Source organism: Phytomonospora sp. NPDC050363 (assembly GCF_040655735.1).
In the GTDB taxonomy this organism is placed as follows: domain Bacteria; phylum Actinomycetota; class Actinomycetes; order Mycobacteriales; family Micromonosporaceae; genus Phytomonospora.
This window is the reverse complement of the sequence record NZ_JBFAKK010000006.1, coordinates 466,132-492,539: the sequence shown is the minus strand read 5'-3', so window position 1 is coordinate 492,539 and position 26,408 is coordinate 466,132. Positions and strand designations below refer to the sequence as shown.

Sequence of the window (26,408 nt, the reverse complement as noted above, 5' to 3'; positions counted from 1 at the left end):
CGCGGACTGATGACGGCCGCCGCCACGAGTAGAGGCGGCCGGATCGGCGGAGCCGCCACGCTCATCGCCGGGATCACCGTGCTGAGCCGGCTCGCCGGCTTCGCGCGAGTCCTCGTCTTCGCCTGGGCCGTCGGCGTCACCGACCTGGGCAACATCTACCAGACGGCCAACACCGTCCCCAACATCATCTTCGAGATCGTCGCCGGGGGCGCCCTGGCCAGCCTGGTGATCCCGGTCCTCGCCGCGCCCATCGCCCGCAAGGACCCCGCGACGGTCTCGCGCACCGCCTCGGCGATGCTCACCTGGGCCCTGGTCATCCTCGTGCCCATCGCGGTGGCCGTGACGGTCTTCGCCGACCCGATCATCGGACTGCTCTCGGCACAGGCCGAACCCGAGATGGCCGCCGTAGGCGCCCGCATGCTGCGGGTCTTCGCGCCACAGCTGCCGCTCTACGGCATCGGCGTCGTCCTGACCGGCGTCCTGCAGGCCCACCGCCGCTTCGCGTGGCCCGCACTGGCGCCGCTGCTGTCGAGCGCGACCGTGATCGTCGCCTACACCGTCTACGGAACGATGGGCGAGCCCGATAACCTCGCCGGCGTCTCCCGCACCGGAGAACTCGTCCTGTCGGTCGGCACCACCCTCGGCGTCGTCGTGCTCTCGGGATGCCTCGTCGTGCCGACCCTCCGCCTCGGCGTACGGCTGCGGCCCCGCCTCGCCTTCGGCGACAGCATCGGCCGCAGGGTCAAGGCGCTCGCACTCGCCGGCGCGGTCACCGTCGCCGCCCAGCAGCTGTCGGTGCTCGTCGTCATCTACCTGAGCAACCCGCCCGCCCCGCAGGGCACGCTGGTCAACTACACCATCGCCAGCACCCTCTACCTGCTGCCATGGGCCGTCCTGGTCGTACCCGTGGCGACCGCCGCCTACCCGGCGCTCGCCGACGCCCACGCGACCGGGGACACCGCCCGCTACGACGGCACCCTGTCCTCGACGACCCGCGCCGTGCTGCTCCTCTCCGGCCTGGGCACGGTCGCGCTGATCGTCCTCGCCCGGCCGCTCGCGGACTTCCTCAACCCGATCCTGTCCGGCGAGCCCGACCCCGCGCAGCTGTCCGCCGCGGTCATCGGCCTCGCGCCCGGCCTGCTCGGCTACGGCCTCTACGCACTGCTGTCGCGAGCGCTCTACGCGCGCGGCGACACCGCCCGCGCCGCGATCGCGACCGTCATCGGCTGGGGCGTGGTGATGGCCGCCACCATGATCCTCGCCGCGACGCTTCCCCGCGCCGACCGGATCCTCGCCGTGACCCTCGGCAACTCCATCGGCATGGCCGTCATCGGAGCCGCCCTGATCACCGCCGTCGCCGTGCGCGCGGGAGCCTCCGCGCTGGTCGGCGTCGCGCGGGCCTTCGGCGTCGTCGTCCTCGCCACCGGACTCGCGCTGGCCGCCGGGCTTCCCGTGGTGTCACTGACCGAGGGCCTGCCGCCCCTGTTGTCCGGGGTCTGCGCGGGAGCCGTCGTGCTAGTCGTCTACGGTGCGGTGACGGTGCTGCTCGACCGCCACGACGTCCGCCCCCTCATCGGGCGCGTCACGCGAAAGCTCAGGCGGGGATGAACGTGGAGATGAACGTGAACACATTCGACGGTAAGCGCGTGTTCCTGGTGCTGGGCACCAGCACCGGGGGAGTGGGCGCCCACGTGGCGTCCATCGCCGAAGGCCTGGCCGCCGCCGACGCGCGCGTCACCGTGTGCGGACCCTCGGCCACCGAGGAGCTGTTCGGCTTCACCGCCAAAGGCGCCCGCTTCGTGCCCGTGGAGATCTCGGCCGGCCTCGACCCCGTCGCCGACGCCCGCGCCACCCGCCGACTTCGCAAGGCCCTGCGCGGCCCCGGCGGCTCCATCGCCGCCGACCTCGTGCACGCCCACGGCATGCGCGCCGGCCTCGTCGCCCGCGCCTCCCGCCCGGTCGGCGTGCCCCTCGTGGTCACCTGGCACAACGTGCTCATGGCCGAGGGGCCCAAAGCCCGCATCCTCGGTGCCGCCGAGACCCTCGTGGCCCGCGGCGCCGACCTCTCCCTGTGCGTGTCCGACGACCTCGTCACCCGCGTCCTCAAGCTCGGCGGCCAGGACGTGCGCTTCGCGCCGATCCCCGCGCCGTTCCTGCCCGAGACCACCCGCACCGCCGACGACGTCCGCGCCGAACTCGGCGACTCCGACCGCCGGCGTCCCCTCATCCTCGCCATCGGCCGCCTGCACCCGCAGAAGGGCCACGCCGTCCTCATCGACGCCGCCGCCGCGCTCGCCGACCGTGACCCCAAGCCGCTGTTCGTGATCGCCGGCGAGGGCCCGCAGCGCGCCGAGCTCGCCGAACGCGTCGAACGCACCGGCGCGCCCGTGCGGTTCCTCGGCCACCGCGCCGACATCGCCGACCTGCTCGCCGCGGCCGACATCGTCGCCTCCACCAGCCAGTGGGAGGGCTACCCCCTCTTCGCCCAGGAGGCACTGCGCTCGGGAACCCCGCTGGTCGCCACCCGCGTCGGCGGCGTCCCCGCCGTCGTCGGCGAGGCCGCCAGCCTCGTTCCCCCCGACGACCCCGAGGCCGTCGCCGAGGCGATCGCCAAACTCCTCGACGACCCCGAAGCCCGTGAGCGCCTCTCGAAGGCCGGGATCGACAAGGCCGCCGGCCTGCCGACCGTCGAAGACGGCATGGCGCAGGTCCGTGCCGTCTACCGGGAGCTGACCGGGGCGTGATCGGTCACCAGGACAGCCACGGGGGAGGACCGCGACACTGATGTCGACGCCGGCGAAACGATGGTCCGCACAACGCCTGCGCCACTGGTGGGATCTGCACTGGCGCGGCAGCCTGGCGTGGTTCGCCGTCGCCGCGATGATGTTCGTCGCCGGCCTCGAACTCCTGCCCCGCCCGTCCGGCGGCACCGAGCGCAACAACGTCGAGTACGTCGTGATCGTCGGCGTCACCGGACTGCGCTGGGACGACGTGACCCCGCAGAACACTCCGCACCTGTGGAGTCTCGCGCAACAGGGCTCCATCGCGTCCCTGTCGGTCCGCTCCGCCAGCAGCCTCACCTGCTCCACCGACGGCTGGTACACCCTCTCGGCCGGAGCCCGCGCCGCCGGCGGCGAAGAACCCGTCGACGGTGTGTGCCCGCCACTGGCCGAAGAGGGCATCGAGCCCGACCCCGGCGGCGACGGCGCCCACATCCCCGGCCAGGAAGCCGCCGTCAACCGCAACCGCAGCCGCAACAAGGGTGCCGAGGTCGGCGCGCTCGCCGAGTCGGTGCGCTGCACCGTGGCCGTCGGCCCCGGCGCCGCCTATGCCACCGCGCGTCCCACCGGCCGCGTCGACACATACACCGAGGACCTTCCCGAGGACCCCGCCGAGGCCGCCGAGCTCCTGTCGAGCTGCGCGCTGTCGGTCGTCGACCTCGGCTCACTGCCCGAGACGCCGTCCCGCGCGGCGGTCGCCGCGCGCATGGACACCGAGCTCGCCGCGATCATCGCCGCGCGCCCGCAGAACTCGCTGCTGATGGTCGCCGGCATCGCCGACACGCAGGCTCCGCCGCGCCTGCACGCCGCCATCGCCGACGGCCCCGGCCTCGACGACGGCTGGCTGAGCTCGGCGAGCACCAACCGCACCGGCTACATCCAGCTGGTCGACCTCGCGCCGACGGCGGTGCAGGCGCTGGGGCGCTCGCAGTCGCAGGCCTTCCAGGGCGTCCCGGCCGACGTCGAGAAGGGACGCCCGGACGATCTGGCCGCGGCGATCGAGGACCTCGCCGACGCCGATCACCAGGCGGCCGCGCAGCACGCGACGGTCGGCCGCTATCTGATGATCTTGACGGTCGGCCTGTTCATCCTGTTCATCGCCGCGACCCCGGTGCTGCACCGGATGCGCCGCGGCCACGGGCCGGTCGGGATCAGACCGCCCTCGCCCTGGACGATGCGGATGCTGGTGGGCAGTGCGGTGGCCGGCGCGCTGTCGCTGCCGGCGGCGATCCTCAGTGACCTGGTGCCGTGGTGGCGGGCGTGGAACCCCTTCCTGGTGTTCATGGTCGTGTCGGTGGCGATCACGCTGGCTCTGACGGCCGGTGCGCTGCTGCTCCCGCGCCGGCGGACGCCGTTGCGGCTGATGACGCTGGTGTCGAGCGCGGGCGCGATCGTGGTCGCGGTCGACGTGCTGACCGGTGGCGGGTTGCAGCTCAACGGTGTCGCGGGCTACTCGGCGCTGGAGGGCGGGCGCTACTCGGGTCTGGGCTCGGTCGGGTTCGGCGTGTTCGCCGCCGGGCTGATGACCTCCGCCGGGTGCATCGCGCAGAACACCGCGCGCCGTTGGCGGCCGCTGGTGATCGCGGCCCTCGGCACGATCGGGATCCTGATCGTGGGAAGTCCGCAACTGGGCGCCGACCCGGCCGGAGCGATCGGGCTGACCGCCGGTGTGTGTCTGGCGGCGGTGATCTCGACCGGCGGGTGGCTGACCTTCGCGCGGCTGGCCTGGGCGACACTGGCCGGTGTCGGGGTGATGCTCGCCTTCGCGGCGATCGATCTGACGCGCGACGAACTCGACCGGGGACCGCTCGGGCGCTTCGTCGCCGGCGTCGGTTCCGGCACGTCGAACGGAACCCTGCGCGACATCGCCGAGTCGGACGTCGTCGCGGTGGCGACCAGTTGGCTCACGGTGCTGGTGCTGGGCGCGGCGGGCTTCGTGGGGCTGGTGCTGCTGCGCCCGTCCGGCGGGCTGAAACGGGCGTTCGGGCTGTATCCGGCGGTGCGCGGGGGATTCGTCGGGGCGACGGTCGCGGCGGTGCTGGGCGGGCTGCTGGACGGCAGCGGGCTCTACGCCGCCGGGGCGGCTGCGGCGATCACCGTCCCGTTGGCCGTGATCGTGGCCCTGCGGGTGCTGGCGCGTGCGCAGGTGCGCGGCGAGAAGCGTCGCCGGCGGATCGTCACGGTCACGGGGGTCTCCTCGCGGCCGGGTGCGACATCGGTCCCGGCGACGGCCGCGGCCCGAACTCCGCAGGCCGCCGAGAGCACCGAGGACCCGGCGCCGGAAGTCGACGGCGGGAAGGCGGGCAAGGCCGCACCGGTGCCGGAGTAGGCCGCCCGTTCGGCTCCACTCCGGTTCGGCGAATCACCATATATCGCCCAGGCGGTTCGCAACCACCCTCTTGGCGGGCTTCCCTCAGTGGATCCGGTCGACCCGCCAAGGGCGCAGGTCGGCGCGGTGTTACTGTGGAATCCCGTGGATAGCGTGGCTGCCACACAACTGAGACAAGCCACGCCTGACGGCTACCACGGGAGACGGCATTGGCCACCTCGGCACGGAATTCGGCGCGAACCACGAAGCACATCTTCGTCACCGGAGGCGTCGCCTCCGCGCTCGGCAAGGGCCTGACGGCCTCGAGCCTCGGAAATCTTCTCACCGCGCGCGGTCTGCGCGTCGTGATGCAGAAGCTCGACCCTTACCTCAACGTCGACCCGGGCACGATGAACCCGTTCCAGCACGGTGAGGTCTTCGTGACCGAGGACGGCGCCGAGACCGACCTCGACGTCGGCCACTACGAGCGGTTCCTGGACCGCGCGCTGTCGGGCCGGGCGAACGTCACCACCGGCAAGGTCTACTCCAAGGTCATCGCCAAGGAGCGACGCGGCGAGTACCTCGGCGACACCGTCCAGGTCATTCCGCACATCACCAACGAGATCAAGGACCGGGTCAAGGCCATGGCCGAGCCCGATCCCGACGACCCGGCGAGCCGGGTCCCCGACGTGGTGATCACCGAGGTCGGCGGAACCGTCGGCGACATGGAGTCGCTGCCGTTCCTGGAGGCGATCCGCCAGCTGCGCCACGACCTGGGCCGCGACAACGTCTTCTACCTCCACGTCTCCCTCGTGCCCTACCTCGCCGCCAGCGGTGAGCTCAAGACCAAGCCGACGCAGCACTCGGTGGCCGCGCTGCGCAACATCGGCATCCAGCCCGACGCGATCGTCTGCCGCAGCGACCGGGAGATCCCCGAGCACCTCAAGGCCAAGATCGGCCTGTACTGCGACGTGGAGACCGAGGCGGTCATCTCGACCGCCGACGCGCCGAGCATCTACGACATCCCGAAGGTGCTGCACCGCGAAGGGCTCGACGTCTACGTCGTGCGGCGGCTGAGCCTGCCGTTCAAGGACGTCGACTGGACGGCCTGGGACGACCTGCTCGACCGGGTCCACAACCCCGACGAGCGGATCACCGTCGGCATCGTCGGCAAGTACGTCGACCTGCCCGACGCGTACCTGTCGGTGGCCGAGGCGGTCCGCGCGGCAGGGTTCGCCCACCGCGCGCACGTCGAGATCCGCTGGATCGAGTCCGACTCCTGCCGTACGCCCGAGGGCGCCGCCAAGGCGCTGTCCGACGTGCACGGCGTGATCATCCCGGGCGGCTTCGGTTCGCGCGGTGTGGAGGGCAAGATCGGCGCGATCGACTACACCCGCCGCAACGGGCTGCCGACTCTCGGCCTGTGCCTCGGCCTGCACTGCATGACGATCGAGGTGCTCCGGCACGTCGGCGGGCTCGCCGGCGCGAACTCGGTCGAGTTCGACGACAACTGCGAGCATCCGGTGATCGCCACGATGCCCGATCAGGCCGACATCGTCGCCGGCCGGGGGGACATGGGCGGCACGATGCGCCTGGGCGCCTACCCGGCCGAGCTCGAACCGGGATCGCTGGTCGCCGAGGCGTACGGGTCGACCAGCGTCAGCGAGCGCCACCGGCACCGCTACGAGGTCAACAACGCCTACCGCGAGCCGTTGACCAAGGCCGGTTTCATCATCTCGGGCACCTCGCCCGACGGTCGCCTGGTGGAGTTCGTCGAGCTGGAGCGCGACCTGCATCCGTTCTTCGTGGCCACGCAGGCGCACCCGGAGCTCAAGTCGCGTCCGACGCGCCCGCACCCGCTGTTCACCGCCTTCGTCGGCGCCTCCATGAAGCACGCCGCCGGGGACCGCCTGCCCGTCGCCTCCATCGACGACGAGCTGGCGGTGTCGTGAGCGGACACGAATACCGGGTCCGTTCGAGCACGGAGCGTTTCGCCGGTCCGCTGTTTCGCATCGTGACCGACGAGGTCGAGATGCCCGGCGGCGCGGTCGCCGCGCGCGACTACATGCGTCACATCGGCGCGGTCGGCGTGGTTGCCCTCGACGACGACGACCGGGTGCTGCTGGTCCGCCAGTACCGGCATCCGGTGCGCGAGTACCTGTGGGAGCTTCCCGCCGGGTTGCTCGACGTCGACGGTGAGGAGCCGGTCAAGACGGCCGCGCGGGAGCTGGCCGAGGAGGCCGACCTGACGGCGGAGACCTACCGGCACCTGACCGACGCGCTGGTGAGCCCGGGCTGCTCCAACGAGCGGATCCGGTTGTTCCTGGCGCGCGGGCTGCGCGAGGTGCCCGACGCCGAGCGCCATGTCCGCACCCATGAGGAGGCGGAGATGACCACGCGCTGGTGGACTCTCGACGAGGCCGTCGCCGGCGTTCTCGACGGGCGCATCTCCAACGCGGCGTGCCAGATCGGGGTTCTGGCGGCTGCGGCGCTGCGCGAATAGACGACATCCGAGGGCGCGGCCGCACAGCGGCCGCGCCTTTTCGTGCCCTCGCAGCGCCGTCCGAAGATCCGAAGGGACGCGGCGGTTTCGGTGCCTGGAATCGTGTGCGGTGAGTGCTGGGCACATCAAGATTCTTCGGCGGTATGCCGGATCGCCGGTTTTTGCGGCGGGTCGCGGACGGACCGTGACGGTCTCGATGACGGTCCGTGTTGCCCTTCCGGTCCCCGGAGCTGCCCTAAGGGCTCTGAGCTGGATGTCCTTTCGCGCCGACTTCGCGCGAGTTCACTGAATCCACGAAAAACCGGGTCCTACCGCCCAGTATTTGGGAAGCGGGACCCGGTCGGGTGGTCTGCGTCAGGAGCGCAGCAGGCGCCCTTCGGCGTCGGTGGCGTTGCTCGAAGCGAGCAGCACGATGCCGTCCACGAGCGGCCAGATGTAGCAGGTCGCCCAGCCGAACAGCAGCTGGCAGACGGCGATGCCGATGTGGCCGGTGTAGAAGCGCCCCACACCGAAGCCGCCGAGAAAGATCTGCAGCAGGCCGGCGGTGAGCTTCGACTTGTCCGAAAGCGGACGCCCGGTCACGGGGTCGACACCGTATCCGCCGCCGACGGTCGAGTATCCCGGCATGGGAACCGCGACCGGAACCGGCTGGTAGATCGGCTGCGGCTGGTAAACAGGCTGCTGGTAGCCCTGCGCGTACGGATCGGCGGGCTGCGCGTACGGGTCGGTGTAACCCGACGGCTGCGACGCGGGATAGCCCGACACCGGCTGGCCGGGCAGCTCGTACGAGGAGCCGGCGGCCGGAGGCGGCTGCTGCCCGTACTGCGGCTGCTGCCCGTACGGGTCACCCTGGGACGGATACGGAGAGGTCATACCCGCACGATATCCCACGGTTGCCCCACCCTTTCGACCGGAAATGCCGTCCGAGCGGTCAGCTTCTCAACAGACGTCCCTCGGAGTCCGTCGCGGTGCTCGACGACAGGATCACGATCCCGTCGATGAGGCCCCACAGACCCATCCCGCACCACGGGAGGACCAGGAAGAAGCCCAGGCAGCCGAGGGTGACGGTGACCGCGAGCTGCGCGATGGCGATGCCGATGTGGCCGGTGTAGAAACGCCCCACGCCGAAGCCCCCGAGGAAGATCTGCAGCAGACCCGCGGTCGTCTTCGACTTCTCCGAGTACTGCCGGCCGGTCAACGGGTCGACGTAGCCGCCGGAGGAGTAGGCCGCCATCGGCACCGCTACGGGAACCGGCTGGTAGACGGGCTGCTGGTAGGCCGGCGGGTACGGCTGGGCGTAAGGGTCGTGCTTCTGCGCGTACGGGTCGGCCTGCGGCTGGGCGTATGGATCGCCCTGTTGGCTGTTGTACGGGTCTGTGTAGCCGCTGGGCTGCGGCTGTGGGTATCCGCTGGGCTGCGGCGCGGGGGGACCCTGGGCGGGCTGGCCGGGCAGTTCGTAGGAATAGCTTCCGGTGTAAGGATCCGGCTGCCCCGGCTGCTGACCGTTCGGGTCGCCCTGCGGCGGGTACGGAGAGCTCATCGACGAACGATAACCGACCCCCACCGGCCCATGAGCCGACCAAGCTGACCACCGGGTTCACCCCAAGACTTACACTGCCGCATGCGGGTGGGCGCGCCCTCAGCAATCGACGGCACGGTGCCGTCGACGCGCCAGCCCCGCGACGAAGGAGTCGCAAGCATGAAGGTCGGTATCCCGAGCGAGGTCAAAAACCACGAATACCGGGTGGCGATCACCCCGGCGGGGGTCCACGAACTGGTCCGCGGCGGGCACGACGTCTATGTCCAGGCCGGAGCCGGGATCGGCTCCTCCATCCCCGACGCCGACTACCTCGCGGCCGGCGCGACCATCCTCGCCACCGCCGACGAGGTCTGGGCGACCGGCGAGCTGATCTTGAAGGTGAAGGAGCCCATCGCCTCCGAGTACCACCGGATGCGCAGGGACCAGGTGCTGTTCACCTACCTCCACCTCGCCGCCTCCAAGGAGTGCACCGACGCCCTCCTCGAGCGCGGAGTCACCGGCATCGCCTATGAGACCGTCGAGTCGGCCAACGGCGCGCTGCCCCTCCTGGCCCCGATGAGCGAGGTCGCCGGACGACTCGCGCCGCAGGCCGGCGCCTACCACCTGATGCGCTCCGGCGGCGGCCGCGGCGTCCTCATGGGCGGCGTCTCCGGCGTCCACGCGGCGCGCGTCGTCGTCATCGGCGCCGGCGTGTCCGGCATGAACGCCGCCGCCATCGCCCTGGGCATGCAGGCCGAGGTCCAGCTCCTCGACAAGAACATCGACAAGCTGCGCGAGGCCGACCGCATCTACCAGGGCCACCTGCAGACCATCGCCTCCAACGCCTACGAGATCGAGCGGGCCGTCCTGGAGGCCGACCTGGTCATCGGCGCCGTCCTCGTCCCCGGCGCCAAGGCCCCCAACCTGATCAGCAACGAGCTGGTCTCGCGGATGAAGCCCGGCAGCGTCCTCGTCGACATCTCCATCGACCAGGGCGGCTGCTTCGCCGACTCGCGCCCGACCACCCACGCCGAGCCGACCTACAAGGTCCACGACTCGATCTTCTACTGCGTGGCGAACATGCCCGGCGCGGTCCCGCACACCTCGACCTACGCGCTGACCAACGTCACCCTCCCGTACGTCCTCGAGCTCGCCAACCACGGCTGGCGCGAGGCCCTGCGCCGCGACCGCGCGCTCGCCCTCGGGCTCAACACCCACGGCGGGCACGTGACCTACGGACCGGTCGCCGACGCGCACGGCCTCGACGCCGTCAAACTCGACGAGGTTCTCGCTTGACGGGACAGCGGATCGGCCAGGTGGTCGCGACGTACCTCGACCACCTGGCCGTCGAGAAGGGACGGTCCGGCAACACCCTCGCCGCGTACCGGCGAGACCTCGACCGCTACATCGAATGGCTGATCGCCCACGACCTGCCCGGCATCGACGACATCACCCCCGACCACGTCGAGGCCTATCGGGCCGACCTGACCCGGGGTTATGGACCGCATCAGCCACTGTCGGCGGCGTCGGTGGCGCGAGCGGTCAGCTCACTGCGGGGGATGCACAAGTTCGCCGTCACCGAGCGGCACGCCTCGGTCAACCCGCTCGCCGACGCGCCGCCCACCAACCTCCCGACGCGGCTGCCGAAGGCGATCAGCGTCGAGCAGGTCGGGCAGCTCCTCGACGCCGCCCGCTTCGGTGACGGCCCGATCCCCCTGCGCGACACCGCCCTGCTGGAGTTCCTGTACGGCACCGGATCGCGCATCACCGAGGCCGTCACCTGCGCCATCGACGACCTCGACCTCTCCGGCGGCGCGGTCACCCTGCACGGCAAGGGCGGCAAGACCCGAACCGTCCCGCTGGGCAACTACGCCGTCGCGGCCGTCGAGGCCTACCTCGTCCGCGGCCGCCCGGCCATGAATCCCAACGGTCCCGGTGTGTTCCGCAACTCACGCGGAGGTCCACTGTCGAGGCAGGGCGCGTGGGCGATCATCCAGAACATCGCCGAACGCGCCGGCCTGGACGTGCACATCTCGCCGCACACCCTGCGCCACTCCTACGCCACCCACCTCCTCGACGGCGGGGCCGACGTCCGTGTGGTGCAGGAACTCCTCGGTCACACATCGGTTGTGACCACTCAGGTCTACACGCTTGTAACGGTCGATAGACTCCGAGAGGTGTACGCGACTTCCCACCCACGAGCCCGCCGATGATCACGTCAACGCGACACGCCGATGGGGCAGCAGCAACAGATTCATGTCGCATCCGCATGCCCGCTGCCGTACAGTCGCAACCACGGGCGCACCGCCCTCTGCGCGCGAAGACCGTGGCGGCGCCGACCTCACCGGGAGGGGCGTGACATGAACGTCGACAGAGACGACAAGTGGGCCGCGTTGCGACAAACGCCGCCCGCCCCAGACGGAGCCGACGGCGATGCCGGCCCCGCCGACCCTGAGGCGTACACGGGCAAGCGCGACATCCCGCAGCCGCAACCCCTCGAACGTCACGGCCCGGCCCGCGTCATCGCGATGGCCAACCAGAAGGGCGGCGTGGGGAAGACCACCTCGACCATCAACCTCGGCGCGGCACTGGCCGAGTACGGCCGCAAGGTCCTCCTGGTCGACTTCGACCCCCAGGGCGCGCTGTGCGTGGGCTTCGGCGTCAACCCGCACACCCTCGACCTGACCATCTACAACCTCTTGATGCAAGACGGCGTCAACATCGAAGACGTCGTCATCAAGACCAATGTGGCCGGTCTGCACGTCCTGCCCGCCAACATCGACCTGTCGGCGGCCGAGATCCAGCTCGTCAACGAGGTCGCCCGCGAACAGACCCTCACCCGCGTCCTGCGGCCGGTGATGAGCGAGTACGACTTCATCATCATCGACTGCCAGCCGTCCCTGGGCCTGCTCACGGTCAACGCCCTGACCGCCGCGCACGGCGTGCTCGTGCCCCTTGAGTGCGAGTTCTTCAGCCTGCGCGGTGTCGCCCTCCTCCTGGACACTGTGGACAAGGTCCGCGAGCGCCTCAACTTCGATCTCGAACTGGAGGGCATCCTCGCGACCATGTACGACTCCCGCACCACCCACTGCCGCCAGGTTCTCTCCCGCGTGGTCGAGGCCTTCGGCGACCGGGTCTACCAGACGGTCATCACCCGCACCGTCCGCTTCCCCGAGACCACCGTCGCCGGTGAGCCCATCACCACCTGGGCGCCGGCCTCCAGTGGAGCCCGGGCCTACCGGCAACTCGCCAGGGAAGTGCTCGCCGCGCACGATCTGAGACGCTGAGGACTTGATCTACGCGCTCGGCCAGCCGGCCGCCCTCGCCGGACTGGTCGCGGCCCTCGCACTGGGCCTGGGCATCCGGCACGTCGCCGGTGCGCTCGTCGCCCACGGCTTGGGGCGTGCGACGGCCGTCACCGTACTGCCCCACTGGCGACGCGACATAGATCCGATCGGCCTGCTCGCCGCCGTGTTCGGCGGCACCGGCTGGGGCGCGGCGCCACCCGTCGGGGGCCTGCCCCGCAAGCGCGCGGTCTGGACCGCGCTCACCGGTCCCGCCGCGACCCTCACCGCCGGCGTCGCGGTGCTGGCCGTCTACGGCTGGGTTTATCCGGCGAGCATCACCGGCGCGGTCTACCGTCCCTCCGACGTACTGCGCGGTGTGCCGGGCCCGGCACCGGAGCAGCTGCTGTTCACCGCCGGTGTCGGACTCCTCTGCTTCGCCGTCGTCGCGCTGGTCCCGCTTCCGCCGACCGACGGCTGGACGCTGCTGTGGGGGGAGCGCGGCGGCACCGTCGGCGAGGTGCTCTCGAACCGCCGGGTGGGCGCGCTGATCCTGCTCACGGCGCTGGTGCTGCCGATCGGCGGTGTCCCGCCGCTGCACCGGGTGCTCGACCTGGTGCTCACCCCGGTCGTGGAATCGCTGACCTGAGTCGATACTTGAACCGAGGTGTCGCCGCATCGGGGCGCGACGCCGTTTAGGCTTTCGGGGTGATCACGGCGAACGAGCAGAGCGGGGACGCTGCCGCGGCGGTGGACGAGGACACCGCCGCCGTGCCCGACGCCGTCGCCGAGACGCCCGAAGTCGCCGCCGAGACGCCCGAAGCCGCGCAGCACACCGGATTCCAGGTCCGGCTGGCCAACTTCGAGGGGCCTTTCGACCTGCTGCTCCAGCTCATCGGCAAGCACAAGCTCGATGTGACCGAGGTCGCGCTGCACAAGGTCACCGACGAGTTCATCGCCTACATCCGGGCCATGGGCGACGACTGGGACCTCGACGAGACCAGTGAGTTCCTCGTCATCGCCGCGACCCTGCTCGACCTCAAGGCCGCCCGGCTGCTGCCCAGCGCCGAGGTCGAGGACGCCGAGGACCTGGCCCTGCTGGAGGCCCGCGACCTCCTGTTCGCCCGGCTCCTGCAGTACAAGGCCTTCAAGGAGGCCGCCGCGCACATCCACGGCCTCGAACAGGGGGCCGCCCGCCGCTGGCCGCGCGCGGTGTCGCTGGAGGCGCGCTTCGCGGCCGCCCTGCCCGAACTCGTCCTCGGCATCGGGCCCGATCGCCTGGCGAAGCTGGCCGGCGACGCCATGCGGCCCAAACCGATCCCCGAGGTCTCGACCGCCCATGTGCACATGGTCCGCGTCAGTGTGGCCGAGCACGCCGCGATTCTGCAGGAGCGGTTGCGCGGACTCGGCACCGCGAGCTTTCGCGCCTTGTGCGCCGACTGCGACTCGACCTTGGAGGTCGTCGCCAGATTCCTTGCCCTGCTGGAGCTGTACCGCGAGAACATGGTCGGCTTCGAGCAGGTCGAAGCCCTCGGCGAGCTCAACGTACGGTGGATCGCCGAGGCCGAGGCACGCGCCATCGAGGTCGACGAGTACCTGGGGGCGCCGGTGAAGGCCGACGAAGAAGTAGAGACGACGGAGGAACCTGATAGTGAGTGACGAGGTGCGGGGGTCCCTCGCGGACGCGGTCGCCGAGTGGACGCCGCCCTGGCAGCGTCCGCCGACGGGAGGCACCGCCACGGCCGAGCAGGACGCCGAGACGGGCGCCCCGGAGGCCGAGGCCGTCGCCGAGGCGGAGGAGCCCGAGTCGGACTTCCTCGCCGCGCTGACCGTCCAGGCACCGCCGGACACCCCGCCCGACACCGAGCCGGAGGCGCCGGCCGACAGTTCCGACCTCGCGGAGTTCGGCGCGCCCGCGCCGGGCGCTTCGGCGCCCGAGGCGGTCGCCGTCGCCGTCGCCGACCCCGATCCGCTGCCGGCCGTCGACGACCTGCCCGGCACGCTGGAGGCGATCCTGATGATCGTCGACGAGCCGGTCGGCGAGATCATGCTCGCCCAGATCCTCGACCGCGATGCCGCCGAGATCACCGCGACGCTGGAGCGGCTCGCCGCGGAGTACACCGAGCAGGCCCGGGGCTTCGACCTGCGCCGCCAGGCGGGCGGGTGGCGCTTCTACACCCGTGACGACTACGCCGCCTACGTCGAGCGTTTCGTCCTCGACGGGCAGCAGGCGAGGCTCACCAAGGCCGCGCTGGAGACCCTCGCGGTCGTCGCCTACAAGCAGCCGGTGACCAGGGCCCGCATCTCGGGCATCCGGGGCGTCAACTGCGACGGCGTCATCCGGACGCTGCTGTCGCGCGGACTCGTCGAGGAGTGCGGCGCCGAACCCGACAGCGGAGCGCACCTGTACCGTACGACGGTGCTGTTCCTGGAGAAACTGGGCATCAACTCGATCAACGAGCTGCCGCCCCTCGCGCCGTTCCTGCCCGACGACCTCGACGACCTCACCGAGGGCGGCGTCGATGCGTGAGAACGAGCAGCGCCTGCAGAAAGTCCTGGCCTCCGCCGGTGTCGGATCCCGTCGCGCGAGTGAGGAGCTCATCGCGGCCGGCCGGGTGACCGTCGACGGCAAGACCGCCATCCTCGGCAGCCGCGTCGACCCCGACATCGCCGTGATCCACGTCGACGGCGAGCGCATCATCACCGACGTGCGCACCGTGCACCTGGCGTTCAACAAGCCGCGCGGGGTCATCTCGTCGATGTCGGACGAGCAGGGCCGGCCGAGCCTGGCGAACTACGTGACCGCGGTGCCGGAGCGCATCTTCCACGTGGGCCGTCTCGACACCGACTCCGAGGGCCTGTTGCTGTTGACCAACGACGGGGATCTCGCCCACCGGCTGATGCACCCTTCGTACGAGGTGGCCAAGACCTACCGTTGCGAGGTCCGCGGGCCCGTCTCGCCGTTCCTGGGCAAGAAGCTCGCCAAGGGCGTCACTCTCGACGACGGCCCGGTCACGGTCGACGACTTCAAGATCATCGACGAGTACGAGGGCCGTTCGCTGGTCGAGATCGTCGTCCACGAGGGCCGCAAGCACATCGTGCGCCGCCTCCTCGACCAGGTGGGGCACCCGGTGTACCGGCTCGTGCGCACCAAGATCGGGACGGTCGCGCTGGGCAACCTCAAGCCCGGGACCGTGCGCAACCTCAACAAGGGCGAGCTCGGTGCCCTCTACAAGGCCGTCGGCCTCTAGACCGTCAGTCGAAGAGGGTCGGTGCGAGCCGGCCCTCGATCGTGAGCAGCCGTCGCTTGGTCTCCATCGAGGGGCCGCGGCGGCTGCCGGAGAACCCGCCGAGCCCGCCGCCGCTGTCGACGACGCGGTGGCAGGGCACGACGATCGGGATGGGGTTGCCGCCCATGACGGCCCCGACCACGCGGGCGGCGTTCGGCCGGCCGGCGCGCGCGGCGAGTTCTCCGTAGCTGACCGTCTGGCCGTACTCGACGGTCTCGAAGAGGGTCTGGAGCACCTTCCGCTGAAAGCCGCTGCTCAGCGACCAGTCCAGCGGAACGGTGAAGCGGCGCAGTTCTCCGGCCAAGTAGGCGGCGAGCTGCTCGGCGACCATGTCGAGGCGGGCGTCTTCGACCTGGACGGCGCCGGCGGGCACGTCGTCGGCGGCAGGGTCGAGCGACAGGCGTACGAGGCCGGTGGGGGAGACCACCACTCCCACGGGACCGTTGGGTCCGGGAAGGGTCGTCCAGTGCGTACCGTTGCCTGTGTCGTCGCCCACGGCCTGAGAGTAATTCACGCCTGTGACGTGTCACGGCCGGCGGCCCCGCGTGGAAACCCCGCCCGTGCTGGAGCTCACTTCGGGTGACAAGGCATGATTGGTGCGGCCCAGACCGGTGATCAGGAGGCGAAAGTGAACAGCCAGCAGGCACGCGTAGTCGCGGTGGACGGACCCTCGGGCACCGGGAAGTCGACCGTGTCCAAACGGCTCGCGACCGCGCTCGGCGCCGCCTACCTCGACACCGGCGCCATGTACCGCGCGGCGACCCTCGCCGCGCTGCGCTCGGGAGTCGACCTCACCGACGCCGAGGCGGTCACCACGGCCGTCCACCACGCCAAGCTCGACTTCGGTACGACCCCCGCCGACCCCTACTCCCGCCTCGACGGCGCCCCCGTCGACGCCGAGATCCGCGGCCCCGAAGTCACCAAGGCCGTTTCCGCGGTCGCCGGCATCCCCGCCGTCCGCGCGCACCTCATCGCCGAACAGCGCCGCATCATCGCCGAGGCCGCGGGCGGGATCGTCGTCGAAGGCCGCGACATCGGCGAGGTCGTCGCGCCCGACGCCGACCTGAAGATCTACCTCACCGCCGACGAGCGCGAACGCGCGCGCCGTCGCAGCGCCGAGGACAACAGCGACATCACCGCGACCGCCGCCGACCTCGCACGACGCGACGCGGCCGACGCCAAGACCACCAAGCCACACGAGGCCGCGCCCGGCGCCGTCATCCTCGACACCACCGGACTCGGTATCGAAGAGGTCGTCGACCGCATGCGCGAACTGCTCGACAACAGCAACGGGGAAGCAAGTGACTGACGAGGCCATCTGGGCCGCGCTCGCCGAAGAGTTCACCGCCGACGTCGAGGCCGCCAAGGCCGAACTCGACGAAGGCCCGGTACCGGTCGTCGCCGTCGTCGGCCGTCCGAACGTCGGCAAGTCGACCCTCGTGAACCGCATCCTCGGGCGCCGCCAGGCGGTCGTCGAGGACGTTCCGGGCGTCACCCGCGACCGTGTCGCCTACGACGCGCAGTGGGCGGGCCGCCGCTTCACGCTCGTCGACACCGGCGGCTGGGAGCCCGACGCCAAGGGCCGCGCCGCCGCGATCGCGACGCAGGCGGAGATCGCGATGCGCACCGCCGACGTGATCCTGCTCGTCGTCGACGCGGTCGTGGGCGCCACCGACACCGACGAGGCCGCCGCGCGCGTCCTCCAGCGGGGCGGCAAGCCCGTCCTGCTGATCGCCAACAAGGTCGACGACCAGCGCGTCGAGCCCGAGGCCGCCGCGCTGTGGTCCCTCGGTCTTGGCGAGCCCTTCCCGGTCTCGGCCCTGCACGGCCGAGGCTCGGGCGACCTGCTCGACGAGATCCTCAAGCTTCTCCCGGAGATGCCCGAGGATCGCGACCCGAAGCCGGGCGGCCCGCGCCGCGTCGCGCTGGTGGGCCGTCCCAACGTCGGCAAGTCGAGCCTGCTCAACCAGCTCTCCAAGGATCAGCGGGCCGTCGTGGACTCCGTCGCCGGCACCACCGTCGACCCGGTCGACAGCCTCGTCGAGATCGACGGGGAGACCTTCCACCTCGTCGACACCGCCGGGCTGCGGCGTCGGGTCGGGCAGGCCAGCGGCACCGAGTACTACGCCAGCCTGCGCACCCAGTCGGCCATCGAGGCCGCCGAGGTCGCCGTGGTGCTCCTCGACTCCTCCGAGCCGATCAGCGAGCAGGACCAGCGGGTCCTGACGCAGGTCGTCGAGGCGGGCCGGGCGCTGGTCATCGTCTTCAACAAGTGGGACCTGGTCGACGAGGACCGCCGTTACTACCTCGACCGCGAGATCGACCGCGAGCTGCGCCGCATCACCTGGGCGCCGCGGGTCAACATCTCCGCGCTGACCGGCCGCGCCGTCCAGAAGCTCGCCAGGGAGATCCGGGTCGCGCTGGACGGCTGGGAGCAGCGGGTGACCACCGGTGAGCTCAACCAGTGGCTCGCCGCCCTCATCGCCGCTCACCCGCACCCCATCCGGGGCGGCAAGGCGCCGAGGATCCTGTTCGCGACCCAGGTCGACATCCGCCCGCCCAGGTTCATCCTGTTCACCTCGGGCCGCCTCGACCCGCAGTACGTGCGTTACGTCGAGCGCCGGCTGCGCGAGGACTTCGGCTTCACCGGCAGCCCGATCTCGATCTCGGTGAAGGCGCGCGAGAAGCGCGGCAAGCCGGGTGGCAAGAGCGCGAAGAAGTAGGCGCGTTTTCGTGTCGGCGCCCGGTGGGGGAGACCCCGCCGGGCGCTTTCGCGTCAACGGCACGACACGGCGGGCCGGGAACGTCCATTGAGGACGCGAAGGTGAGAGTTCGCAGGTGGGCCGGGGATTCGCCGAGCACGGTTACCTGCTTGCGGGCGCCCGGGGGGCTTGCGTTAAGCTTCTCATCGCTGCCAGTGCTCACAAGGTGCGGGCGGCTTCGGGATGTGGCGCAGCTTGGTAGCGTACCTGACTGGGGGTCAGGGGGTCGTGGGTTCGAATCCCGCCATCCCGACAGAAACGGCTCGAAACGGGAAAGTTCCGTTTCGAGCTTTTTTGTGTCCCGGGTCCGCCGCCGTCACCCGCGCAGCAGTGCGAGCATCCCCCGGAAGGCGCCGGCCATCTCGACGCGCTCGTCGGACAGCAGCCACTGGAGCTGCATTCCGTCCATCACGGCGATCAGCAGCGCCGCCGCCGTCTCCGGCGTGAGACCCGCGCGCAGATCCTCGCCGAGTTCGGCCCGCACGACCGCGGTGAGCTCGCCTCGCAGGCGTTCGTACCGCTCGGTGAAGAACTCCCGCGCGGGGTGGCCTTCGGTCACGCTGTCGGCCGACAGGACCGTGTAGGACTGCACCATTCCGCGGCGCTTCTCGTTGAGTTCGACGATGCGCGCCAGTGCGTCGAGGTCAGGGTTGGCAGAACCGAGGGCGGCCATGTCGCGTTCGTCGCGCAGCCGCAGCACCTCGGCGAGGAGCCGGTCCTTGCTGGGGAAGTAATGCAAGAGGCCCTGCTGGGTGAGCCCGACCCTTTCCGCGATGGTGGCGAGGCTGGCACCGCGGTAGCCGCGTTCGGCGAACAGGGCGAGTGCGGCTTCGAGGATCTCCTGGCGGCGTTCCTCGGGCCGGGCGGTGCGACGTGCGGTGCGTGCCTGCGTCATGGGCCGAGCCTATGTGTTCCCGGCCGGTCGGTGAGTGCTGCCCGTTATGGTCGGATCCTGAGTCGGTCGGCCGGGGTCCGCCCCTCCGAATACCTACCGAGCACTCGGTAGGTCGTGGGATGCTTCGAAGGACCACGACCATTTCGCGCCGAGCTTCGCCGGCGCTCCCCGCCGCCGGAACGGCGGCGCGGCACCGCCGCTCACACCAAAAGGGGTTCGCCGACCATGCCGCACACCGAAGACGCCGAAGCCGCCGTAGAGCGGGCCCTCGCCGCACTCGACCTCGACACCAAGACCAGGCTGCTGGCAGGGCAGGACATGTGGTCGCTGCCGGGCGTGGCCGAGGTCGGACTCGCGCCGATCGTGATGTCGGACGGGCCGATCGGGGTGCGGGGCCGCTCCTGGACCGGCGACGCCGCCATCGCCCTGCCCAGTCCGACGGCCCAGGCAGCGAGCTGGGATCCCGAACTCGCCGAGAAGAGCGGCCGTCTGCTCGCGCAGGAGGCCCGCCGCAAGGGCGTCCACGTGCTGCTCGCGCCGACGGTGAACCTGCACCGCTCACCGCTGGGCGGACGCCACTTCGAGGGCTACTCGGAGGACCCGCTGCTCACCGGGGCGATGGCCGCCGCCTTCGTGCGCGGCGTCCAGTCCGGCGGGGTCGCCACGACCGTGAAGCACTTCGTGGCCAACGACTCCGAGACCGACCGGATGACGCTCGACGCCGTCGTCGGTGAACGCGCGCTGCGCGAGCTGTACCTGGCGCCCTTCGAGACCGCGGTGCGCGAGGCGGGCGCCTGGGGCGTGATGTCGGCCTACAACTCGGTGAACGGCACGACGATGACCGAGCACTCCGCCCTCCAGAACGGCGTGCTGCGCGAGGAGTGGGGCTTCGACGGGTTCGTGGTCTCGGACTGGACGGCCTCCCGCGACACGGTCGGCTCGGCCCTGGGCGGCACCGACGTGGCGATGCCGGGCCCGGTGACGGTCTACGGCGAGCACTTGGCCGCCGCGGTGCGCGACGGACGCGTCGAGGAGGCCGTCGTCGACGAACTGGTGCGGAGGGTCCTGCGGCTGGCCGCGCGCGTCGGTGCCCTGGAGGACGTGCCCGCCGCGGTCGTCGAGTTCCCGGCCGAGGTCGACGGGGCCGCGCACGCGCGGGACGTGGCGGCGCGCTCCTTCGTCCTGGCCAGGAACGTGGGCGGGCTGCTCCCGCTCGCAGACGTCGCCAGCATCGCGGTGATCGGCATGGCGGCGACCGAACCGCGGGTGATGGGCGGCGGGAGCGCGCAGGTGTTCGTTCCCCACATCGCCTCCCCGCTCGACGCGCTGCGCGAGGCGCTGCCGGGAGTGAAGGTCTCCTACGAGGTCGGCACCGATGCGCGAACGCAGATCCCGCCGGTATCCGGTGAGTTCCGGTCGATCGCGCGCGACGCCCAGGGCACGATCCTGTCCGAGGACGTCCTCGTCGAAAGCCGCGTCGGCTGGATGGGCGAGCTGCCCACGGGAGTCGACTCGCTGCGGCTGTCGTCGGTGGAGCTGACGGGCGCGTTCACGCCCGCGGTGTCGGGCGATCACCACTTCACGGTGGCCGGCATCGGCTACTACCGCCTGACCCTGGACGAGCGGACCCTCTTCGAGGGTGCCCTGCTTCCCACCAGCCCCGACCCGGTCGCGGCCTTCATCGACCCGCCCAGCACGCGCCTCACCGTGCCGTTGAACGCCGGGGAGGCGGCGAGGCTCTCCCTGACCGCGACGATCGCGCCCGAGCAGGTCTCCGGGCCCCTGAAACTGGTCTTCTTCACCCTCGGGCACACCGCCCCGCAACCGGGCGAGGACGAGGGCATCGAGCGCGCCGCGGAGGCCGCCGGATCCGCCGACGTCGCCGTCGTGTTCGTCAACACCACCGAGACGGTCGAAAGCGAGGGCTTCGACCGCGAGAGCCTCGCGCTGCCCGGGCGCCAGGACGACCTCGTGGCGCGGGTCGCCGCCGCCAACGAGCGCACCGTCGTGGTCGTCACCGCCGGGGCGCCGGTGGAGATGCCGTGGGCCGACGACGTCTCGGCGGTCCTGCTGACCTGGTTCGGCGGCCAGGAGTTCGCCGGGGCCCTCGCCGATGTGCTGACCGGTGCCGCCGAGCCCGGCGGGCGGCTGCCGACGACCTGGCCGGCACGGCTGGCCGACGCCCCGGTGTCCCAGGTCGAGCCGGCCGGCGGGCGGCTCGTCTACGACGAGGGCGTGTTCATCGGCTACCGCGCCTGGGAGCGCGGCGGCGTGGCGCCGGCGTTCTGGTTCGGGCACGGGCTGGGCTACACCGACTGGGAGTACGGCGACATCGCCGCCGAGGAGTCGGACGACCCCGAGGTGCTCGCCACGGTGCGCGTGCGGGTGTCCAACACCGGTGACCGCGACGGTCGCGAGGTCGTGCAGGTGTACCTGGAGCCCGCGGAGGCCGACGCCGAGCGTCCGGCGCGGTGGCTCGCGGGTTTCGCGTCGGTGACCGCCCCCGCGGGCGGTGAGACGGAGGCCGTGGTCGAGATCCCGGCGCGCTCGGCGCGCATCTGGGACGAGGGCGCGGGGGAGTGGCGGACGGTCGGCGGCTCCTATGTCGTGCACGCCGGGCGTTCGGTCGCCGACCTGCGCCTCTCGGCGGTCGTCGAGGTGTAGACCCGCCCCTTCCGGGGTCGCCCGCTCGGGCGACCCCGGGTCAACGGCTGTTGACGTAGGATGCGGTCATGACCTCGACCGACCAGACCCCCACGCGACGGCGCCGCTCGGACTCCACGAAAGCGGCCATCCTCGACGCGGCCCGGGAGAGGTTCATCGCCGAGGGCTACGAGGGCGCCACCATCCGTGCCATCGCCGCCGACGCCCACATCGACCCGGCGATGGTCATGCGCTACTTCGGCAGCAAGGAGAAGCTGTTCGCCCTCGCCGCCAGCTACGACCTGCGACTGCCGGACTTCACCGCGATCCCGCGCGACGAGCTCGGCGAGTCGATCGTGCGGCACCTTCTCGGTCTGTGGGAGAGCGACCGCACTCTCGTCGCGCTGCTGCGCACCGCGGTCTCCAGCGAGGAGGCCGCCGCCGCGCGCATGCGCGAGATCTGGGCCGAACAGGTCCTCGCCGGACTTGGACGGCTCTTCGGCGAGGACACCGCGCGCGCCGAGAAGCGCGCCGGGCTCGTCGTCACCCAGCTCCTCGGGATCGTGCTGTGTCGCTACGTGCTGCGCCTTCCGCCGGTCGCGGCGCTCGAACCCGAGGAGTTCGTCGCCTGGATGGGCCCGACCGTCCAGCGCTACCTCACCGCCGAGGAGCCCTAGGCGTGTGCGGCAGATCACCCCGCGCCCGTGGGGCCTAGGCCGACAGCCGGCCCAGCTTCTCGTTGATCAGCGCGGTCAGGTCGCCGCTCTCGGAGTGCGGGAGCGTGAAGCGGTTGAGCGCGTCGCGGCCCGCCGACAGGAAGCCGCCGCGCCGGTCGGCCTCCAGGATCACGTCCACCGTGGACGGACCGGTGACGAAGGTCAGCTCCAGTTCCTTGAAGGAGTTGCGGAACTGGCCGCCGGGCCAGTACTCGATCTCCTGGTAGAAGGGCATCTGCGAACCCGGGATGGTGCCCGACTCCAGATCGGCCTTGGAGAAGGTGAAACCCAGCCGGCCGAGCGCGTTCAGCACCGCCTCGTGCACCGGCAGCGGCTCGACGTGCAACGGATCGAGGTCGCCCTTGTCGAGTGCACCGGCCAGCTCCAGCTCGGTCGACACGCCGAGGCGGATCCCGTAGAGCTGATGCCCGCCCAGCGTCGACAGGGGTGTCTCCCACGGCACCGGCAGCGCGAAGGGGACCGAGTGCGTCGAACCCGCCGCGAGCAGCACCTCGCCGGCGACCTTCGCCTCGAAGAACTCGTAGCGCGACTTGTGCGTCTGCCCCTCGCGTTCCACCTCGACCTCGGCGACGAACTCCAGGTTGATCGCGGTGACCCGGTGGTCGGACTTGCCGCTGGAGAACCGCACCTCCCCGCTGAGCGTCCCACCTGGACGGACCGAGCCCGACAGCAGTGTGTCGACCTCCACGCCCGCACCGAAAGCGGCCAACAACCTGCGCAGCACCATCAGGGGTGTTCCTCTCATCGCGTACCGGGGGTGGCCGGCCGCGCCAGGGCCTGCCCGCCGACCGACAGACAGACCCTAGCCCAGACGGGTGTCAGTACCCGGTTCCCATCGCCTCGTGCACTTCGGCCAAAGTGGACTCCGCGATCGCGTTCGCCCGCTCGTTGCCGGCCCGCAGCACCCGGGACGACAGCCCGGGCTCGGCGGCGAGCACGGCCCGCCGCTCCCGCATCGGGCGCAGGCGCTCGTTGACCGCCTCGGTCACCGCCGCCTTCAGCGCGGCCGCGCCGCCGTCCCCGATCTCGGCGGCGACCTCGTGCGGATCCCGTCCGGCGCACAAGGCCGCCAGCAGCACCAGGTTCGACACCTCCGGCCGCCGTTCCGGCTCGAAGGTGATGTGCCGCTCGGCGTCGGTTTTGGCGCCCTTGATCATTCGCGCGGTCTCGTCGGCGCTCGCCCGCAGCGCGATGGCGTTGCCGCGGCTCTTGCCCATCTTGCCGCCGTCGGTGCCCAGCAGCCGGGGAGCGTGCGACAGCATCGCCTCGGGCAGCGGGAACATCGGCCGGTAGCGGTCGTTGAAGCGCCGCGCGATCGTGCGCGTCACCTCGATGTGCGGGAGCTGGTCATCGCCGACGGGCACCAGGTTCGACTTGCAGAAGAGCAGGTCGGCGGCCTGATGCACGGGATAGGTGAACATCAGGCCGCTGACCATCGATCGGCCCGAGTTGGCGATCTCGTCCTTGACGGTGGGGTTGCGGCTCAGCTCGGCGGTCGACACCAGGCTCAGGAACGGCAGGACCAGCTGGTTGAGGGCGGGTACGGCCGAGTGCGCGAAGATCGTCGTCCGTTCGGGGTCGAGGCCCGTGGCGAGGTAGTCGAGGACGATCCCGTCGACGATGCCGCCGAGACGGCCGTCGATGTCGCGGTCGGTGAGGACCTGGTAGTCGGCGACCAGCACGAACATCTCCACGCCGAGATCCTGGAGCAGGACCCGGTTGAGCAGCGTGCCGAAGAGGTGGCCGACGTGCAGTTCGCCGGTCGGCCGGTCCCCGGTCAGCACCCGGAAGTCACCCGGTGCCGAGAGCACGCGCGCGGACAGTTCGAGGTCGCGAGGGGGAGTGACGGTGGTCATGGTTTCTCCTTGAGCGGAGGGCCGCCGCCGTGCCGGGCCCGGTCCGCCTCGCGGAGACACACGTCAGGGCCGTCACAACGGACGGCCCAGTCGGTGGGTAGCGCATCTTCGCGGCCGTCCTAGGACGGCCACCAGGCGAGATTCGCGCGCAGATGCATGGTGGAAGCCTAACGCATCGCCGGCGCCGTCGCGGGGCCCTGTGGTGGCGGGCTCAGCCCGGGACGTCGGTGCAGGGCCACTGCTCCGGCAGGGCCGCCCCCTCGATCACGGCGCCGCCGCACATGACGCCGTCGAGGATCGCGCCACGCAGGTCGGCGTTGCGCAGATCGGCGTCCCGCAGGTCCGCGGCGGTCAGATCGGCGTAGCGGAAGTCCGCCCCGTAGAGCTTCGCGCCGGCGAAGGTCGTGTCGAACAGGTCGGTGCCGACGAAGGCCGACCAGCTGGCGTCCGTGGAGCGGAAGTCCCATTTGGACAGGCTCAGGCCGGTGAAGTCGCAGCCGCGAAGGTCGGCGCCCCGCTGATCGGCGATCTCGGGCAGCAGGCACTCCTCCGCCGGAGCGAGGGTGGACTGGTGCCGCGCCACCGCCGGCGGCTCGTGTGTCCACGGCGCGAAGGCCGGAACAGTGGCGACGAAGGCCGTAGCGGCCAGCATCGCGGTGGACGACAGCATCCCGGGACGCAACATTCTGAGCTCACCCCTCAAGAGCCGGACAGCCGCCGGCCCAAGGTCAATCTAGGGACCGGGAGACGAAAGGGATACATTTTGTCCGCTATCCGACTGAAATGTGCCGATATAGAGGTTGCCTCTCGAAGAGCACGGAACTCGCTTGTGGACTGAGTCGGTGGGCGGTCAGCCCTGTACGTCCGTGCCGTGCTCGGCGCACAGGCAGCCGACGCCCTTGCCGATCCAGTCGCGGCCCTCCCACTCCGGATGCCGCGCGATCATCAGCGCGGTGACCTCCTCGGTGATCGTCGCCTCGTCCATCGCCGAGTCGCGCCGGCGCCACGTCTCGTCGCGAAGCAGGCGCAGGTAGTCGGCGACGTCGGTCAGCAGCCCGGTCCCGCCGATCTCACCGTGGCCCGGCACCACCACACGCGGCCCCTGTGCGACGAGGCGTTCGGCGACCGCCAGCCAGCGCGTGCCCGACACGTCGGTGTCGTGCGGCGGGAACCACGGGAAGATCGAGAACCCGGCGGCCTCCACGAGGTCCCCGGTGAACAGCACGCCGGAGTCGGGTACCTCGACCACTTGGTCGCCCCTGCTGTGCGCGCGGCCCGTCGCGCGCAACCGGACCACCCTGCCGCCGAGGTCCAGGTCGTACTCGGTGTCGTAGACGAGGTCGGGCTCGGTCAACTCCACATCGTCCAGCCGCCTCGCCACCGACTCCCCGAGCCCTCGGAACATGTCGAGGTAGCCGCGGCCCTTGTCGCGCAGATCCGCGGCCTGGTCACGGTTGACGAGGTAGGTCGCCGCACCGGCGAAGACGTGCGCCCCGAAAGCGTGCTCGGGGTGGAAGTGCGTGGTGGTCAGGTAGAGCCGGCGGCCCCTCGCGTGCTCGGCGGCGAAGTCCAGCACCTCGCGCGCGTTGCCGGGCCCCATTCCGGTCTCGACGACCAGGACCGCGTCGCGGCCGCCGATGATCCCGATGTTGGGCACCAGCGGAAGCCGCCGGTCGGGGATCACCAGCAGGTCGCGCGCGAGCTCCACGGCGCCTTCGACGCGTACCTCGGGGTCGGGGATCACGGGCTCGGACATGGCGGTTCCTTCGTTCGTGGACTGTCCCGTCCAGTCCAGCCCTCGAACCCCGGCCGTGTCCAAGTCCGCTCCCGC

At 71.2% G+C, this 26,408-nt stretch carries 24 protein-coding genes and 1 tRNA gene; 17 read left to right on the top strand and 8 right to left on the bottom strand.

What is annotated here, in order from left to right; genetic code table 11:
- Positions 1–9 precede the first annotated feature (9 nt).
- The 5 genes from AB0I28_RS19540 (at position 10) to AB0I28_RS19520 (ending at position 7,591) form a co-directional block, all read left to right on the top strand.
- The gene (locus AB0I28_RS19540; protein WP_357495090.1) at positions 10–1,608 is read left to right on the top strand and encodes a lipid II flippase MurJ; all 1,599 of its coding nucleotides are present in this window, start codon (positions 10–12) and stop codon (positions 1,606–1,608) included.
- A gap of 14 nt (positions 1,609–1,622) precedes the next feature.
- Positions 1,623–2,744 carry a glycosyltransferase family 4 protein gene (locus AB0I28_RS19535; RefSeq protein ID WP_357495088.1) on the top strand — a complete coding sequence of 374 codons (1,122 nt, stop codon included), beginning with the start codon at positions 1,623–1,625 and terminating at the stop codon, positions 2,742–2,744.
- Positions 2,745–2,784: 40 nt separating this feature from the next.
- Positions 2,785–5,109 (top strand): hypothetical protein, encoded by a 2,325-nt coding sequence (locus AB0I28_RS19530; protein WP_357495086.1) that lies wholly within the window; start codon positions 2,785–2,787, stop codon positions 5,107–5,109.
- Positions 5,110–5,318: 209 nt separating this feature from the next.
- Positions 5,319–7,040 carry a CTP synthase gene (locus AB0I28_RS19525; protein WP_357495084.1) on the top strand — a complete coding sequence of 574 codons (1,722 nt, stop codon included), beginning with the start codon at positions 5,319–5,321 and terminating at the stop codon, positions 7,038–7,040.
- The gene (locus tag AB0I28_RS19520) at positions 7,037–7,591 is read left to right on the top strand and encodes an NUDIX hydrolase (protein WP_357495082.1); all 555 of its coding nucleotides are present in this window, start codon (positions 7,037–7,039) and stop codon (positions 7,589–7,591) included. The genes AB0I28_RS19525 and AB0I28_RS19520 overlap by 4 nt, the downstream gene beginning before the upstream one ends.
- 354 nt (positions 7,592–7,945) lie before the next feature.
- Here the strand turns inward: AB0I28_RS19520 and AB0I28_RS19515 are convergent, their stop codons facing one another.
- Positions 7,946–8,464 (bottom strand): NINE protein, encoded by a 519-nt coding sequence (locus AB0I28_RS19515; RefSeq protein WP_357495080.1) that lies wholly within the window; start codon positions 8,462–8,464, stop codon positions 7,946–7,948.
- A gap of 58 nt (positions 8,465–8,522) precedes the next feature.
- Positions 8,523–9,131, bottom strand: coding sequence for an NINE protein (locus tag AB0I28_RS19510; protein ID WP_357495078.1), 609 nt, complete (start codon positions 9,129–9,131; stop codon positions 8,523–8,525).
- Positions 9,132–9,290: 159 nt separating this feature from the next.
- Here AB0I28_RS19510 and ald point away from each other — a divergent pair, with 159 nt between their 5' ends.
- The 7 genes from ald (at position 9,291) to AB0I28_RS19475 (ending at position 15,645) form a co-directional block, all read left to right on the top strand.
- On the top strand, positions 9,291–10,406 hold the full coding sequence (gene ald, locus AB0I28_RS19505) for an alanine dehydrogenase (RefSeq protein ID WP_357495076.1): 1,116 nt from the start codon (positions 9,291–9,293) through the stop codon (positions 10,404–10,406).
- Positions 10,403–11,323: a site-specific tyrosine recombinase XerD gene (locus AB0I28_RS19500; RefSeq protein WP_357495074.1), complete on the top strand. Its 921-nt coding sequence runs from the start codon at positions 10,403–10,405 to the stop codon at positions 11,321–11,323. Before ald ends, AB0I28_RS19500 begins: the two co-directional genes overlap by 4 nt.
- Before the next feature lie 147 nt (positions 11,324–11,470).
- Positions 11,471–12,397 carry an AAA family ATPase gene (locus AB0I28_RS19495; protein WP_184788740.1) on the top strand — a complete coding sequence of 309 codons (927 nt, stop codon included), beginning with the start codon at positions 11,471–11,473 and terminating at the stop codon, positions 12,395–12,397.
- A 4-nt stretch (positions 12,398–12,401) separates the two neighbouring features.
- The gene (locus AB0I28_RS19490; protein WP_357495071.1) at positions 12,402–13,043 is read left to right on the top strand and encodes a hypothetical protein; all 642 of its coding nucleotides are present in this window, start codon (positions 12,402–12,404) and stop codon (positions 13,041–13,043) included.
- 203 nt (positions 13,044–13,246) lie between these two features.
- Positions 13,247–14,053, top strand: coding sequence for a segregation/condensation protein A (locus AB0I28_RS19485; RefSeq protein WP_357495149.1), 807 nt, complete (start codon positions 13,247–13,249; stop codon positions 14,051–14,053).
- Positions 14,043–14,924, top strand: a complete 882-nt coding sequence (gene scpB, locus AB0I28_RS19480; RefSeq protein ID WP_357495147.1) for an SMC-Scp complex subunit ScpB — start codon at positions 14,043–14,045, stop codon at positions 14,922–14,924. The genes AB0I28_RS19485 and scpB overlap by 11 nt, the downstream gene beginning before the upstream one ends.
- Positions 14,917–15,645, top strand: coding sequence for a pseudouridine synthase (locus AB0I28_RS19475; RefSeq protein WP_357495069.1), 729 nt, complete (start codon positions 14,917–14,919; stop codon positions 15,643–15,645). The genes scpB and AB0I28_RS19475 overlap by 8 nt, the downstream gene beginning before the upstream one ends.
- 4 nt (positions 15,646–15,649) lie before the next feature.
- On the opposite strand, the gene AB0I28_RS19470 is transcribed toward AB0I28_RS19475, so the two are convergent.
- On the bottom strand, positions 15,650–16,180 hold the full coding sequence (locus AB0I28_RS19470) for a methylated-DNA--[protein]-cysteine S-methyltransferase (RefSeq protein ID WP_357495067.1): 531 nt from the start codon (positions 16,178–16,180) through the stop codon (positions 15,650–15,652).
- Between the two features lie 132 nt (positions 16,181–16,312).
- On the opposite strand from AB0I28_RS19470, the gene cmk reads away from it, so the two are divergent.
- From cmk to AB0I28_RS19455, 3 genes are all read left to right on the top strand, one after another.
- Positions 16,313–16,993 carry a (d)CMP kinase gene (gene cmk / locus AB0I28_RS19465; protein ID WP_357495065.1) on the top strand — a complete coding sequence of 227 codons (681 nt, stop codon included), beginning with the start codon at positions 16,313–16,315 and terminating at the stop codon, positions 16,991–16,993.
- Positions 16,986–18,407, top strand: a complete 1,422-nt coding sequence (der, locus tag AB0I28_RS19460; RefSeq protein ID WP_357495063.1) for a ribosome biogenesis GTPase Der — start codon at positions 16,986–16,988, stop codon at positions 18,405–18,407. The genes cmk and der overlap by 8 nt, the downstream gene beginning before the upstream one ends.
- A gap of 218 nt (positions 18,408–18,625) precedes the next feature.
- A tRNA-Pro gene (locus AB0I28_RS19455) sits at positions 18,626–18,699 on the top strand.
- A 63-nt stretch (positions 18,700–18,762) separates the two neighbouring features.
- Here the strand turns inward: AB0I28_RS19455 and AB0I28_RS19450 are convergent.
- Entirely contained in the window at positions 18,763–19,341 is a 579-nt protein-coding gene (locus AB0I28_RS19450; protein WP_357495061.1) for a TetR/AcrR family transcriptional regulator, read from the bottom strand.
- A gap of 225 nt (positions 19,342–19,566) precedes the next feature.
- Here AB0I28_RS19450 and AB0I28_RS19445 point away from each other — a divergent pair, with 225 nt between their 5' ends.
- Positions 19,567–22,005, top strand: coding sequence for a glycoside hydrolase family 3 C-terminal domain-containing protein (locus AB0I28_RS19445; RefSeq protein WP_357495059.1), 2,439 nt, complete (start codon positions 19,567–19,569; stop codon positions 22,003–22,005).
- A gap of 68 nt (positions 22,006–22,073) precedes the next feature.
- On the top strand, positions 22,074–22,661 hold the full coding sequence (locus tag AB0I28_RS19440) for a TetR family transcriptional regulator (RefSeq protein ID WP_357495057.1): 588 nt from the start codon (positions 22,074–22,076) through the stop codon (positions 22,659–22,661).
- A 34-nt stretch (positions 22,662–22,695) separates the two neighbouring features.
- Here AB0I28_RS19440 and AB0I28_RS19435 read toward each other — a convergent pair whose 3' ends face one another.
- The 4 genes from AB0I28_RS19435 to AB0I28_RS19420 all read right to left on the bottom strand — a co-directional run bounded on the left by AB0I28_RS19435 (position 22,696) and on the right by AB0I28_RS19420 (position 26,333).
- A complete protein-coding gene (locus AB0I28_RS19435) occupies positions 22,696–23,448 on the bottom strand; it encodes a sporulation protein (protein WP_357495055.1) in 753 nt (250 codons plus the stop codon).
- A gap of 91 nt (positions 23,449–23,539) precedes the next feature.
- The gene (trpS, locus tag AB0I28_RS19430; protein WP_357495053.1) at positions 23,540–24,577 is read right to left on the bottom strand and encodes a tryptophan--tRNA ligase; all 1,038 of its coding nucleotides are present in this window, start codon (positions 24,575–24,577) and stop codon (positions 23,540–23,542) included.
- 211 nt (positions 24,578–24,788) lie between these two features.
- Positions 24,789–25,247 carry a pentapeptide repeat-containing protein gene (locus tag AB0I28_RS19425; RefSeq protein ID WP_357495051.1) on the bottom strand — a complete coding sequence of 153 codons (459 nt, stop codon included), beginning with the start codon at positions 25,245–25,247 and terminating at the stop codon, positions 24,789–24,791.
- A 180-nt stretch (positions 25,248–25,427) separates the two neighbouring features.
- A complete protein-coding gene (locus AB0I28_RS19420; RefSeq protein ID WP_357495049.1) occupies positions 25,428–26,333 on the bottom strand; it encodes an MBL fold metallo-hydrolase in 906 nt (301 codons plus the stop codon).
- Positions 26,334–26,408: the final 75 nt, after the last annotated feature.